Source organism: Streptomyces macrolidinus (assembly GCF_023887685.1).
In the GTDB taxonomy this organism is placed as follows: Bacteria; Actinomycetota; Actinomycetes; order Streptomycetales; family Streptomycetaceae; genus Streptomyces; species Streptomyces macrolidinus.
Genome location: NZ_JAMWMR010000021.1, coordinates 1 through 14,126, shown reverse-complemented (window position 1 = coordinate 14,126; position 14,126 = coordinate 1). Strand labels below are relative to the sequence as shown.

Annotated in this window: 11 protein-coding genes; all 11 read left to right on the top strand. The window is 72.0% G+C overall.

Annotated features, from left to right (window positions below; all coding sequences use genetic code 11):
- Positions 1-323 precede the first annotated feature (323 nt).
- Positions 324-1,862 (top strand): FAD/NAD(P)-binding protein, encoded by a 1,539-nt coding sequence (locus NGF19_RS21590; protein WP_252426719.1) that lies wholly within the window; start codon positions 324-326, stop codon positions 1,860-1,862.
- A gap of 63 nt (positions 1,863-1,925) precedes the next feature.
- Entirely contained in the window at positions 1,926-2,858 is a 933-nt protein-coding gene (locus NGF19_RS21585) for a class II aldolase/adducin family protein (protein WP_252426718.1), read from the top strand.
- Between the two features lie 53 nt (positions 2,859-2,911).
- Positions 2,912-4,096, top strand: coding sequence for a chorismate synthase (gene aroC / locus NGF19_RS21580; protein WP_252426717.1), 1,185 nt, complete (start codon positions 2,912-2,914; stop codon positions 4,094-4,096).
- A gap of 8 nt (positions 4,097-4,104) precedes the next feature.
- On the top strand, positions 4,105-5,211 hold the full coding sequence (locus tag NGF19_RS21575) for a 3-dehydroquinate synthase family protein (protein ID WP_252426716.1): 1,107 nt from the start codon (positions 4,105-4,107) through the stop codon (positions 5,209-5,211).
- Positions 5,208-6,458: an IS701 family transposase gene (locus NGF19_RS21570; RefSeq protein ID WP_252426715.1), complete on the top strand. Its 1,251-nt coding sequence runs from the start codon at positions 5,208-5,210 to the stop codon at positions 6,456-6,458. The genes NGF19_RS21575 and NGF19_RS21570 overlap by 4 nt, the downstream gene beginning before the upstream one ends.
- A gap of 480 nt (positions 6,459-6,938) precedes the next feature.
- Positions 6,939-7,874 (top strand): helix-turn-helix domain-containing protein, encoded by a 936-nt coding sequence (locus NGF19_RS21565; RefSeq protein ID WP_252426714.1) that lies wholly within the window; start codon positions 6,939-6,941, stop codon positions 7,872-7,874.
- Between the two features lie 3 nt (positions 7,875-7,877).
- Positions 7,878-9,989: an AfsR/SARP family transcriptional regulator gene (locus NGF19_RS21560; RefSeq protein ID WP_252426713.1), complete on the top strand. Its 2,112-nt coding sequence runs from the start codon at positions 7,878-7,880 to the stop codon at positions 9,987-9,989.
- Positions 9,990-10,358: 369 nt separating this feature from the next.
- On the top strand, positions 10,359-11,606 hold the full coding sequence (locus tag NGF19_RS21555) for an IS701 family transposase (RefSeq protein WP_252426712.1): 1,248 nt from the start codon (positions 10,359-10,361) through the stop codon (positions 11,604-11,606).
- 460 nt (positions 11,607-12,066) lie between these two features.
- Positions 12,067-12,255 carry a hypothetical protein gene (locus tag NGF19_RS21550; RefSeq protein ID WP_252426711.1) on the top strand — a complete coding sequence of 63 codons (189 nt, stop codon included), beginning with the start codon at positions 12,067-12,069 and terminating at the stop codon, positions 12,253-12,255.
- A gap of 300 nt (positions 12,256-12,555) precedes the next feature.
- Positions 12,556-13,731: a 3-deoxy-7-phosphoheptulonate synthase gene (locus NGF19_RS21545; protein ID WP_252426710.1), complete on the top strand. Its 1,176-nt coding sequence runs from the start codon at positions 12,556-12,558 to the stop codon at positions 13,729-13,731.
- A 92-nt stretch (positions 13,732-13,823) separates the two neighbouring features.
- On the top strand, positions 13,824-14,126 hold a 303-nt coding region (locus NGF19_RS21540; protein WP_252426808.1), incomplete at its 3' end, for an SDR family NAD(P)-dependent oxidoreductase.

Sequence of the window (14,126 nt, the reverse complement as noted above, 5' to 3'; positions counted from 1 at the left end):
CTCGCGGAGCGCGCCGAAGTCCCGCGCTCCAGCTCCTCATCCCTGCCTCTCGGCGGCCGGTCTCCCAGAGCCGGCCGCCTTCTTGCTGCCCTGAAGCAACGCGGGACCGGCCATGTGGGCGCGGAGTCGTCCGGGAAAGAAACCGGTGCGCGTGATTCCGTCAAAGTCAGTGCGCGGCAAGGCAAGTGAGTCGGCGGATCACTTCCTACAGTCACTCGCATCGAACGATTCCGTTCCCTCCGCCGCGCGTTCGCACGTCCCGTGCGCCCGGCCGCGCGGTCGACAATTCTCGAGCCGTCCGTCCATCGATTGGTGACTGACACATGCCCCCAGGAATCTCGATCGGCGTCGTAGGCGGCGGCGCGGCTGCCGTCTGCCTGATCGACGCACTGGCCCGCAGCGAGATCGAACCGGGCAGCCTCACCGTCTTCGAACCCTCCCGGAGCCTGTGGCGCGGCAGGGCCTACCAGGCGGACGACGACACCGTGCGCGTGAACGCGACCCCCGACGACATGACCGTACGGGCGGGCGACCTCGGCCACTTCGCGCGCTGGCTGGCCGACCACGACCGCGCCACCGGCACCGTCCAGGGCCTCGACCGCATCTCGGGTGCCCGCTTCGCGCCGCGCCCGCTCTACGGCGCATACCTGGCGGAGGCCGCGAACACCGCCGTGGCCGGGCTGCGACGCGACGGCTGGCGGGTCGACATCGTCCCGGAGGCCGTCACCGAGGCCGTCAGAGAGCCCCACCGGGTACGGCTCGGCACCGGCCACGGACCGGTGCGCGCACACGACTACGCGGTGCTGTGCGTCGGCGGCGACGCCCCACGGGACGTCTACGGGCTGTCCGGCGCCCCCGGCTTCGTAGGCGACCCCTACCCGCTCGCCCGCTCCCTGCGCCGCGTCGGCGCCGACGACCATGTGGCGGTGATCGGCAGCGGACTGACCGCCGTCGACATCGTGCTCTCCCTCGCCGCCCGCGGCCACCGCGGCCCCATCAGCCTGCTCTCGCGACGCGGCGTGCTACCGGGCGTACGGCAACGGCCCGTTCACTTCCACCTGCGGCATCTGACACCCGAGCAGGTACGCCACGAGGCCTCCGTACGGCGGGAGTTGAGCCTCGAAGACGTCGCCGCGCTGCTGCGGGCCGAGTTCCGCGACGCGGGAGCCGAACTCGGCGCCGTGGCCCGTGAGATCGACCGGGCCGACGTGGAGGACCCGGTGGACCGACTGCGCCGCCAGCTCGGCGAGGTGAACTCCCCGCATCCGGGGCTGCGCATCCTCCAGCGCGCCGTACCCGAGACCGGCCCCGACCTGTGGCCCGTCCTGCGTGAACGGGACAAGCTCCATGTCCTGCGCGCCCATTACCGCGTCGTCATGAGCCTGTGCTGCCCGATGCCGCCCAGCAGCGCCACGGTGCTGCTCGACCTCGTCGAGGCAGGGCAGTTGACGATGCGCTCGGGGCTGCTCGACATCGTGCCCGCCGAGCAGGGCGGCTTCGACGTCCTCACCGCCGACGGAACCACGTTCCGCGCCACGAAGGTGATCAACGCCGTCAACGCCTCCGAGGGACGCATCCCGACCGGCGCGCGGCCTCTGGTGACCTCGCTGGTCCGCGCGCGGGTCGCCGACCACCACCCGTACGGCGGGCTGCAGTTGGCCCGTGCCACCAGCCGTCTCACCCACGACGGACGACCCGACCCGCGCCTGTACGGGCTGGGCAACATCGCCGCCGGTGCCCTGTTCTTCACCTTCGGCATCCCCTCGCTGGTCGACCGGAGCCAGGACATCGTCACCGCGATCCGCGACCACCACGCCACCGCGCCCGCACCCCACGACGAGACCGCACTGACCCCGGCCTGACCGGACCTGACCGCCGAGGCAGGACACGGCACGGCACAGCACCAGGAAGGAGACGTCACCCCGATGACCACGACCATCACCGAACCCAGCGCGACACCCGGCACCGTCATCGAGCCCCACGCGACACCCGGCAGCCCCACCGAGCCCAACGCGATATCGGCCCCCCTCACCGAGCCCAACGCGATATCGGACCCCCTCACCGAGCCCCGCCCGCCCCATCTGGCCGACACCGCGACCGGATTGCCCCTCCCCGCCGAACCGCACTTCGCCACGCACGAGGAGTCCCGTCGCCACCGCAAGCAGCGACTGGCCGCGGCCGTGCGACTGTTCGGCAAGTACGGCTTCGGCGAAGGGATCTCCGGTCACATCTCCGTGCGCGACCCCGAACACGACGACCGCTTCTGGACCAACCCCTTCGGCGTCTCCTTCAAGCAGGTCCGGGTCGCCGACCTGATCTGCGTGGACAGCACCGGCCGGGTGGTCAGCGGCCACCACCCCGTCAACCCCAGCGCTTTCGTCATCCACTCCCAGATCCACGCACTGCACCCGCGCGCCGTCGCCGCGGCCCACGGACACACCCCGCACTCCCGCGCCCTCGGCGCCCTCGGCCGCCTGCTGGACCCCATCGACCAGGAGTCCGCCGCCTTCTACGGCCGTCAGGTGCTCTACGGCGACTACGAGGGCCCCTCCGTCTCCCTCGCCCAGGGCCGCGACATCGCACACCACCTCGGCGACAACCGGGCCGTTCTGCTCCGCCACCACGGACTGATCACCGTAGGAGGCTCTCTGGACGAGGCGGTGCACTGGTTCTTCACCTACGACAGTTGCGCCCAGGTCCAGTTGCTGGCCCAGGCCGCCGGTACCCCGCAGACCCTCAGTCACAGGCAGGCGCTCGCCGCCCGCGAAGGCTTCGGCGACGAGCAACTGGGCCATTTCAGCTTCCAGTTGCTGTGGGACGAGATCGTCGCCGAACAGCCCGACCTGCTCCAGGAGTAGCCGGCCCGCACGCCTCGCCCCGGCCCCTCACCCCACCTCGACAAGGAGGCGCATTGTCCACCCTGCGATGGCTCACCGCCGGCGAGTCGCACGGACCGGCCCTGACCGCCGTGCTCGAAGGCCTGCCCGCCGGTGTGCACACGTCCACCGGCGACATCGCCGACGCCCTCGCCCGCCGCCGCCTGGGTCACGGCCGGGGCGCCCGGATGAAGTTCGAACGCGACGAGGTCACCTTCGCCGGGGGAGTGCGCCACGGCCGCACCCTCGGCAGCCCGGTCGCCGTCCGTATCGCCAACACCGAATGGCCCAAGTGGCAGACCGTGATGGCCGGTGACCCCGTACCCGCCGAGGTCCTGGCCGGGCAGGCCCGCAACGCGCCCCTGACCCGCCCCCGCCCCGGCCACGCCGACCTGGCCGGGATGCAGAAGTACGGATTCGACGACGCCCGGCCGGTACTGGAGCGGGCCAGCGCGCGGGAGACCGCCGCCCGGGTCGCCCTCGGCCATCTCGCCGCGTCCTTCCTCCACCAGGCCTACGGGATCAGGCTCGTCAGCCATGTCGTCGCCCTGGGCGGACAGCGCTCTCCCGGCACCGAACTGCCCGGACCCGACGACACCGCACGGCTCGACGCCGACCCGGTGCGCTGCTTCGATCCCGGGGCATCGGCCGCCATGGTCGCCGAGATCGACCGCGCGCACCGCGCCGGGGACACCCTCGGCGGAGTCGTGGAGGTCCTGGTGCACGGGCTGCCGCCGGGCCTCGGCTCCCATGTGCACTGGGACCGCCGCCTGGACGCCCGCCTGGCCGGTGCGCTCATGGGCGTCCAGGCCATCAAGGGCGTCGAGTTCGGCGACGGCTTCGCCCTGGCCGACGTACCCGGCTCCCTGGCGCACGACGAGATCCTGCCCGGCGCGGACGGGCTGCGCCGCGCCACCGGCCGCTCCGGCGGAGTGGAGGGCGGCATCTCGACGGGCGAGGTGCTCCGGGTGCGCGCGGCGATGAAGCCGATCGCCACCGTGCCCCGCGCGCTGGCCACCGTGGACGTGGCCAGCGGCGAGAGCACCGTCGCCCACCACCAGCGCTCCGACGTGTGCGCGGTACCGGCCGCGGCCGTCGTCGCCCAGGCCGTCACCGCGCTGGTCGTCGCGGACGCGGCGCTGGAGAAGTTCGGCGGGGACAGCGTCACCGAGACCACCCGCAACCACCGCAGCTATCTGACCCATCTGGCCGTCAAATGAGGTGTTCCATGACCCCTTCGTCCTCCACCACCCGCCCGGTGACCGCACCCGCAGCCCCGCAGGAGACCGGCACCGCGCCGTATCCCGTGATCGTCGGCCACGGCCTCGCCGCTCACGTCGACCGGCTGCTGGGTGAGCACGCGGTGAAGGTGGCGCTGGTCCACCCGCCCGCCCTGGCGGCAGCCGCCCGCCACGTCACCGGTGAACTCGAACGACACGGCCGTCACGTGGTACCGCTGCCGGTGCCCGTCGGCGAGCACGCCAAGGACGCCGGAGTCCTCGTCTATCTGTGGACCTGTCTGGCCCAGGCGGGCCTCACCCGCTCCGACGCCGTCGTCGCCCTCGGCGGCGGCGCCACCGCCGACCTCGCGAGCCTCCTCGCGGCCACCTGGCAGGGCGGCATCCGCCTCGTCCTGGCACCCTCCACCCTGCTCGGCATGGTCGGCGCCGCCGACGGTGGCCGCGGCGCCCTCAACATCCCCCAGGGCAAGAACCTCGTCGCCGCCCACCACGCACCGGCCGGCGTCGTGTGCGACCTCGACCTGCTGCGTACGGTGCCGCGCGCCGACCACGTCGGCGGCCTGGCCGAAGTCGTCAAGACCGCGCTGCTCGCCGACCCCGCCCTCCTGGACCTGATCGAGGCCGACCCGGCGGCGGCCACCGACCCGGACAGCGACCTGACCGCACACCTCGTCGAGCGGTCGATTCACCTCAGAGCCACCCTCATCGCCACATCGGACGATCACGGGACGCGCGGGTTCCTCGACTACGGCCACACCCTGGGCCACGCCCTCGAACACACCCAGGGCTACCGGATCCGGCACAGCCACGCCGTGTCCATCGGCATGGTGTACGCAGCCGAACTCGCCCACCAGGCAGGGCGGTTGGCCGACCACCACGTGGCACGCCACCGCGACGTACTGCGGGCGCTCGCACTGCCGACCACCCATCCGCGACACGCCTGGGAGCGGCTGAACGCCTCACTGACCACGGACGGTGACACCCGCGCCCGACGGCTGAGCTTCGTCGTGCTGGACGCGCCCGGCCACCCGGGACTCCTGGAGAACCCCGCCGCCGAGCTGCTGCACGCGGCGTACCTTCGGGTGGCGTCGTGAACACCACTGCCACGGTCACCGCTACGACGACCGTGGCTCCGGAAGCGCGCCCCACCGCCCCCGTCCCGGTCGGCGTCTCCGTAAGCGGAGGCGGAGGCGGACCGGCCGGGGCGGACAGCGAAGCGGTCGACGCACTCGTCCAGCGCGTCCTCGCACCGCTGCCGAGGCGGGATCAGCGGCGCGGCGGCGAGTCGTACATCCGGGGCCTGCTCGCGGCGACCGGCCGTACGAGCATGCGCACCGTCGCCGCGCGGACCGGGATACCGGCCGACGTACAACGACTGAACCACCTGGTGGGTGAGTCGACTTGGGCGTGGCGCCCGCTGCGCGACGCCCTGGCCGAGCACATGCTCGGACTCGCGCCTCCCGCGGCCTGGGTGGTGCACACCGCGACCACCCCGCGCACCGGCCGTACCGGGGTCGGGACCGACTACTTCGCCGACCCGCGCACCGGACGGCCCCTCAACGCTCAGCGTGCGGTGGGACTTTGGGCCGCCACGACGCGGGGCGGATACCCCGTCGACTGGCATCTGCGGCTCACCACCCGCTGGCTCGACGACCCTCGACTGCGCCGCCAGGCGGGCATCCCCGAGGACGCCGTCGTCGTGGACGAGGCGGAGGCCGGGCTCGCCCTGATCCTCACCGCCGCACGCGCCACCGGCCCGGCGCAGCCTCCGGTCCTGCTGGACGCCCGGCAGGCCGGGGCCGGCCGGGTCGCCGGGCGGCTCGCCGCGGCGGGCATCCCCTATCTGTTGCGCATCAGCGCCTCCCAACTGCTGGCCCCGCTCGCCCACGACGGCCGACCCGTCGGAACCCTGGCAGCGGCCCGGCAGTTGGCGGCCGGTCGGCCCGCAGGCCGATGGAGCCGCGTACCCGCCCCCGGCCCGACGGGCGTGCGGGAGGTGGCCCGGCTGGCCTGCCGGGCGGCCGACGCGCCTCCCGGCCCGCGGCAGCGCCAGGTCCTGCTGGTGCAGAAGGACCCCCGCTCCCGCCAGGAAGCCGCCTACTGGCTCACGGACCTCGTCGACACCCCGGTGGCGGCGCTGGTCCGGCTGGCGGCCACGCCCGCCCGCGTGGCGCGCGATGTGACCCGTACGGGGCGGCGGGTGGGTCTGTACGACTTCGAGGGGCACACCTTCGCGGGCTGGCACCGGCACATCACGCTCGCCTCCGCCGCCCACGCCGCCGCCCTCCTCGGGCGCGGCCGGTCCGAGGCCGAGCCCCGATCGCTGACCCATGTCGCATGAGACGTACGGAGCGTGGGCTCGTCCGAGGAGCGCGCCCATGACGGCGCCTTGGGGCGTGACCGCGGGAGGGTGTGAGCCATGAGGCGAGTTCCCCGGTCGGTCACCGGCGGTTGGACCACCTGGCTGTGCGCCGGGACGGCCACCGGCTCTCGCGCGTGGACGGCGCCACCGTCCCCGTGCCGCAGGACGTTCCGGCCCGTCAACGGGTCTGCCCTGTGTGGCAGATGGATCGGACCGTCGCCCGGACGTCCACCGAGGACCTCCCGGCGCTGCACCGGACGCTGACGGCGACCGGCGCCGCGCCGGTCGCCGTCAGCGTCCGTGCTCGTGCCTGCGTCCGCGTCCGCGTTCGTCGTCCGTCCGATCGAAGTTTCCGATACAAGACTCATACCGGCACGCGGGTATGTTTTCATGGTGTGAGGTGAGGGAGAGCCCGCTCGACGGTCGCTTCGTCCCCACGCATGAACGGAGGTCACCGCAGTGCCACGCCTCGATCAACGCAAGCTCGCCGGAATGCTGCTCGTGGACACGCCCGCACCTTCCGGCCGCGGGGGAGTGCAGACCGTCAGGGAACACGACGAGCCGCTCCACGGAATCACCACGATCCATCAGTTCGGCGGGGTCCGGGTGACCCTGGTCAGGGGCGGCCCCGGTGAACTGGTCCGCCCGGCACGACTGATCGACGCGCGTGCGGCGGGCTGTCTGCGCCTGCTGCGGCCGTTGACCGGCGAGGTCTGGGCCTTCCAGGACGGCCGCCACGGCACCGTACGCGCCCCGCAACTCATCTGCTACGACAGCACCCGCCCGTACCGGGTGATCATGCCCGAGGACTTCCGGCTGGTGGATGTCACGGTGCCCCACCGGCTGGTCGGCCTGACCGCCACCGAGGCCGACCGCATGACGGCGAGACCCTGGGCGGGCACCGAGGGCCTGGCCGCCCTGCTGTCCTCCCTGCTGGAGGGGATCGGCCGGCACGGCACCGAGGTCGAGACCGCGGTGGACCTGCTCGGCGGCAGCGTCGCCGGGCTCACCGCGGCCCTGTTCGCCGAGCGCATGCGCGAAGTGGCCGAGGACTCACAGATCGCCCGGCAGGCGCTGATGCTCCAGATCCAGGCCTACGTCCGCCAGCGGCTCCCGGAACCCGGACTCAGCCCGGTGACCATCGCCCGCGAGCACAACGTCTCGCTGCGCTATCTCCAGAAGGTCTTCCAGGAGTACGGCAGCAGCCCGGCCCGGTGGATCCGCGACGAACGGCTGGCCCGCTGCCGCGCCGAACTCGCCGACCCGTCCCTCGACCACCTGCCCGTCGCACTCATCGGGGAGCGCTCGGGACTGTACGGGGCCTCCCACTTCAGTCGGCTCTTCCGCGACCGATACGGCACCACACCCAGCGAATACCGCAGGGAACGGGGGTAGTTCATGACCGGCACCGACCTCGGCAGGCTCGCCGCGGCGACGACGACTCGTACGCTCGACTCCGCAGCTCTCGCACCCGCCCCTGGCGGCCACCACAGCCCACCACGCGACGAGCGGGACAGGAAGGAACACACCGCCATGAACGCAACGGCACCGGTCGGCGCGCTGCGGATCGGGGTGCTCGGACCGCTCGAGGTCCACGCTCAGGGAGAGGACCGCACCCCCACCGCCCCCATGGCGCGGCGCGCCCTGGCGCTGCTGCTGCTCAACGCCAACCGCCTGGCGTCCACATCGACGCTCATCGAGGAACTGTGGGAGGCCGACCCGCCGCGCCTGGCCCGCAAGACGGTGCAGACGTACGTCTACCAGATACGCAAGGCGCTCAGATGCCCCGCCGACCCCCACGAGCGGGTGCACACCGCACCCGGCGGCTACCGGATCGACCTGCGGCCGGGGGAGTTGGACCTGTGGGAGTTCGAGCACGCGGTCGTCCGCGCGCGCACCGCCCTGAGCGAGGGCGACCCGCCCACCGCGGCCTCGCTGCTGCGCGACGCGCTCGCGCTGTGGCGGGGCGAGCCGTTCGCCGGTCTCGAGGCCGGGCCGATGCTCGCGGCGCAGATCGCGCAGATCGCCGAAGCCCGGCTCAACGCCCTTGAGTTGCGGATCACGGCGGACCTGCAACTGGGCCGACACCGCGACGTGGTGGGGGAGTTGCTCCAGCTCACCGCCGACCATCCGCTCAACGAGGAGTTCGCCGCACACCTGATGCTCGCCGCCCATCGCTCCGGGCAACGGGCCACGGCCCTGGAGGCGTTCACCCGGCTGCGCCGCCGACTCGTCGACGACCTGGGCATCGAACCCTCCGAGCGGCTGCAGAAGCTCCAACAGGACGTGCTCAACGAGGCGTTGCCACAGCTCCCGCCGGACGAGACGATGGTCCACACAGCCCCGGTGCCCCCGGAGCACCCGCTCGGCGCAGTGCCCGCGACCACCGTCGCCCCACGCCAACTCCCGTTGGACATCCCCGACTTCACCGGCCGCGTCGCCGAGACCGCACGGCTTGCCGCGCTCATGGCGCCGACCGGCACGGAGCCGGACGACAACCCGCGGCGGACCAGCGCACCCGGACCCCGCGTGCTGGTGGTCCTGGGCCCCGCCGGTGTGGGCAAGACCGCGCTCGCCGTGCACACCGCGCACCAACTCGCCGCACACTTCCCGGACGGAACGCTGTACACCCGCCTGCACGACGCCCAGGACCACCCCCGCCGGGCCGCGGCGGCCCTGGGCACCCTGCTGCGGGGCCTCGGCCTGGACACGGGACGGCTGCCCGAGGACACCGACGAACTCTCCGGAATGTTCCGCGCCGCCAGCTCCGGCCGCTCGCTGCTGGTCATGCTGGACGACGCCGCGAGCACCGACCAGGTGCTGCCGCTGCTGCCCGCCGACGGCCACAGCATCGCCCTGGTGACCTCCCGCGTCCGCCTGCCCGGCCTGCCCGGCGCCCGCACCCTGTCGCTCGACCCGCTCTCACCCGCCGACGCCGCCGAGTTCTTCACCCGGCTGGCCGGTCAGGAACGCCTCGCGGCCGACCGCGATCTGCTGACGCGGGTGACCGGGCTGATGGGCAACTTCCCCCTGACCCTGCGCACGGTGGGCGAGAAGTTCGCGGCACGCCCGATGTGGACACTGCCGGACCTGGCCCGCGGACTGACCAACGACGGCCACCTGGCAGCGGAGTTGCACGACGAGGCCTGCGACGTCCTCGCACGAGCGTCCGGCGCGGTCGCCCGGCTGCCCCAATCCCTGCACCGCTCACTGTCCGCCCTGGCCTCGGCCGGCCCCGACACCTTCGACATCGCCAAGGCCCGGCAACTGCTGGGCGGGGACATGTGGTCCGTACAGTCCGTGCTGGGCCAACTGCTCGACCACCACGTCGTGGTGACGGCGAGCCATAGTCATACAGCAAGCACCGCCACCCCTGATTACCGCATCCCGGAACTGATCCGTCTGGTCTTCCCCTCACCCGACGACGCCGAACTCCACGCCGCGCCCACGAAGGAAACCACCCACCGGGTGCGCCGATCCACGGCGAGCGTCCTGACCGCGGCGGGTTAGGAGAGGGTTCCGCGGTCGTGTGCTTCGGTGTGCATGACCGCGGAACCCTTACCCACTGGACGCGCTGCTCGTCCTGACGGTTCCCCATGCTGCGCGTGGCCAAAGTCCCGTTCCCTGCAGCGTCGTTGCCGTTGCTCTTGCTCTTGCTCTTGCTCTTGCTCTTGCCCTCGCCATTGCCGGTGCCTGACTTGGCGTGCCCGTCGTGCCCCTCCCGCACCACGCCCGGCCGAAGGACGAACCGCCCCCACCGCACCCCCTGACCTGTGTGTTTGCCATGCCTTGGTCGGTCCTTGGTCGACCGCGCGGAAGCTGCTGACACCACCGGACGGCGTGGAGTCGTCGCCCGGCCGAGCAAGTGAGGTGAACGGGATGCAGACCAAGGCGCACACGCGTATACGCGATCACGAGGTGCCCTGCCCCGTACCGAAAGCGGCACGGGAGCCGTTCCAGGAGGGGATCCTGGAGGGCGTTCTGGAGGAGCTGGCCTCGGTGCTCTTCACCTCTCTGCCGCGCAGCGACCAGCGCCGCAAGGGCCTTGAGTACGTCCAGGGACTGCTCGGCGCCGAGGGACGCAAGTCCATTCGTAACATCTCCTCGCTGTTCGGAGGCGAGGCGGCCGAGCAGAGCCTGCACCACTTCATCAGCGGCTCCACCTGGGACTGGGATCCGGTCCGTCGCGCCCTGGCCCGCCACCTCGAGAAGCTCTCCCCGGCTCGCGCCTACGTACTGCGGCCGATGGTGATCCCCAAGGCGGGCGACAACTCCGTAGGCGTGGACCGCCACTTCTTCCGGAGCCGCGGCCAGACCATGAACGCCCAGCAGGCAATGGGTGTTTGGGCGGCATCCGACGAGCACAGCACCCCCGTCAACTGGCGCCTGCACCTGCCCGAGACCTGGCTGGAGGACGAGACCCGCCGTCGGCAGGCCGCGATTCCCGAGACCCTGCTGCCCGAGACCCTCGACCAGGCAGGCGTAGCGGCCTACCTCGACATCGTTCGGGACTGGGGCCTTCCGGTGCGCCCGGTGGTCATGGACGCCCGTGAGGCCGATGTCGCCGACACCGTACGCAGGCTGCGGACCGCGGGCGCCCCGATGCTGCTCCGCGTCGCCCCCGACCTGCGGCTGTCCGCCGTGGACCTGAGCATGCCGTACACCGGCGGCGGAACGGAGATGACGGCACATCAACTGATGCTGGTGGCCCGCCCGTTGTGCCAGCCGGTCATCCTGCGCTACCCCGGCTCGACCGCCGACGCCGTGTACACCGGGCTGACCGCCACCGTCCAGGTGCGCCTGCCCCAGCACGCCGTACGGCGCCCCACTCGGTCCCGCGAGCTGCTGCTGCTCGGCGTCGGCGAGAACGGCGGGCGCTGGCCGGCCGAGCTGTGGCTCACGGACATCGCCGACCTGCACCCCGCGCACTTGCTACGTCTGACCCGGCTCGTCCACCGCGTCGACCGGGACTTCACTCGGATCGCCGAACGGGTCGGCATCAGGGACTTCTCCGGCCGCTCCTACAGCGGTTGGCACCGTCATGTCACCCTCGCCTCGGCCGCACACGCCATCGCGATGCTCTCCGGCGCGGCCGGGTCGGTGGGGGAGGTCGCCAGGGCCTCCTGAGCGCCGAAGCGGCGAAGTGTAAGGCCCAGACAGGCGACTGTCAGCCACAGTACGGGCCATTGCGTCAGCTATGGTGCCGATCCGGCCACCAAGCTGACGGATTGCTTTGGCTTGTTTTGGTGACCACGGAACTCCAGGCACACGATCGGCGGACCAGACCGTCCACGTGTGCGAGGAGTTCGCATGACCAGCCAGCCGCAGGCGGACAGGCGCGGCGCGCCCGCCGTCACAACGGCCGCGCCCCGCCTCCGCGGCGCGTCCGGTTCCCGAGTCGTGGCGCGTACCTCCGGCGGGCTGGTGACCGGTTCACGCACCGTCGCCGTGGCCGTCACCGCCCTCCGAGGCGTCCCGCACGCCTCCGTCGCACGCCGTTGCGCTGTGCCACGCTCACTCCTACGTCTACGCGCGTGCCCGCGCCCTTGGACGCCTCAACGCGGTGTCCGCCCGGCCGCGCGTTTCAGTGACGTCTCCTCCCCCGGCCCGGCAGTTCACGCACCCGGTGTTCCCCGCGCCCGTGGGCGCCCCGCCCGAGGTGACCTCGCCGCTCTGGTCCGGAACCCGCCAACTGCCCAGGCTTGTCGGGGCCTTCGGCGACAGCAGCACCGAACCGATGCTGTCCGACGCCTTCATTGATGCCCTGACCGACTGAGATCGCTTGAGCCACGGCATCTCACTCTGGGTGGCTTTGCCACTGCCGAGGTCGTCCTCATCCCCAAGTTCGCCCAGCTCCACCGCTATTGACGAGGTGGGCTGGGTGCCGCGCCCGTGACACCGCTGCCAAGGGCGCACGACCGCGTACCCGGCTCGCGACCCTGATTCCACTTGTCACCGAACCTGCGACTACACCTGTCACTACCCACTGCACCGTCTCTGCACCCGTCACCACTCCATCTGCCCACACACAGCGGCCCACGCCGCCTCGTCGTCGCTTCTTCGTCTGGAGACATCCATGGAGAACCTGCTACTCGACATCGACATCGACCCCACGACAGCCGCCCAGCAGCCGGACTGGGAAGACCAGGCCCAGTTACGGCGCATCCGCTCGGACCTCTCGGCTCGGCCCGCGCTGGTGCGCGCCGAGGACGTGTGCCTGCTGCGGCGTCAACTGGCGCAGGTGGCGGCCGGAGAGGCCCTGGTGGTGCAGGCCGGGGACTGCGCGGAGGACCCCGCAGAGTGCACCCCGGGGGACGTGGCCCGCAAGACCGCCGTACTGGACCTGCTGGCCGGATCACTCCGGCTCATCACCGGGAAGCCGGTGATCCGGGTGGGCCGGATCGCCGGGCAGTTCGGCAAGCCGCGCTCTCGCCCCACCGAGCAGATCGACGGCCGTGAACTGCCCGTCTACCGGGGCCACATGGTCAACGACCCTCACCCCTCCCCGGACAGCCGCCGCCCCGACCCACTACGCCTGGTCACCGGTTACATGGCGGCCGACGACATCATGCGTCACCTCGGCTGGCACCGGACCTCGCCGGACGGGCACATCGACCCGGCGGTATGGACCAGCCACGAGGCGTTGTTGCTCGACTACGAGGTCCCGCTGCTGCGGCAGGCGGAGGAAGGGCTGCTGCTGTCCTCGACCCACTGGCCGTGGATCGGGGAGCGTACCCGGCAGCCCGACGGCGCGCATGTCGCGCTGCTGGCCGGTGTGGTCAACCCGGTGGCCTGCAAGGTGGGCCCCAGTACCACCGCCGAGGACCTGCTGGAGTTGTGCCACCGACTGGACCCGCGGCGGGAACCGGGGCGGCTCACCCTCATCGCACGCATGGGCGCCGACAAGGTGGCCGACGCCTTGCCCCCGCTGGTGGAAGCGGTTCGCGACGCCGGTCACCCCGCCGTCTGGCTCACTGACCCGCTGCACGCCAACACCGTGACGACGCCTGGTGGGTTCAAGACCCGATACGTGGAGTCCGCCGAACGCGAGGTCGCCGCGTTCCACCACGCGGTGGTCCAGCACGGTGGTGTGGCTGGTGGCCTGCATCTGGAGACCACACCCGACTCGGTCATGGAGTGCGTCCCCGACGCACGTATGGCCGACCTGGTCGGCGACTCCTACCAGAGCTTCTGCGACCCCCGGCTCAACGTCAGCCAGGCCGTCTCGGTGGTGTCCGCCTGGCACCAGTGACCCCCGGAGCACAGCGCACGTCCCTGTCCGTACGACACGACATGTGGCATGTGAAGGAGAGGCACGACATGGAGAACCGACTGGAGAACCGGCTGGAGAAGAGGTTGGCCCTGGTGACGGGCGCGGCCGGTGGCATCGGCGCCGCCGTGGCCCGTGCCCTGGGGGAGCGGGGAATCGAGGTGGCGGCGGTCGACCGCGACGCGGCCCAGCTCGAGGAGGTGGTGGCCAAACTCGGCGTCGACGACCTTCCGGTGGTGGGGTTCGCGGCGGATGTGTCGGACAGTGCGGCGGTGGAGGCGCTGGTCGGTGAGGTGGAGCGGCGCCTTGGCCCGATCGATTACCTGGTCAATGCGGCCGGTGTGCTGCGTCTGGGGGAGGTGAGCAGCTTCAGTGAT

What these genes read in the sequence shown, in the direction of transcription:
- NGF19_RS21590 (WP_252426719.1), top strand. Translation starts at nt 324, where the DNA reads ATGCCCCCAGGAATCTCGATCGGCGTCGTAGGCGGCGGCGCGGCTGCC.
- NGF19_RS21585 (WP_252426718.1), top strand. Translation starts at nt 1,926, where the DNA reads ATGACCACGACCATCACCGAACCCAGCGCGACACCCGGCACCGTCATC.
- NGF19_RS21575 (WP_252426716.1), top strand. Translation starts at nt 4,105, where the DNA reads ATGACCCCTTCGTCCTCCACCACCCGCCCGGTGACCGCACCCGCAGCC.
- NGF19_RS21560 (WP_252426713.1), top strand. Translation starts at nt 7,878, where the DNA reads ATGACCGGCACCGACCTCGGCAGGCTCGCCGCGGCGACGACGACTCGT.
- NGF19_RS21555 (WP_252426712.1), top strand. Translation starts at nt 10,359, where the DNA reads ATGCAGACCAAGGCGCACACGCGTATACGCGATCACGAGGTGCCCTGC.
- NGF19_RS21545 (WP_252426710.1), top strand. Translation starts at nt 12,556, where the DNA reads ATGGAGAACCTGCTACTCGACATCGACATCGACCCCACGACAGCCGCC.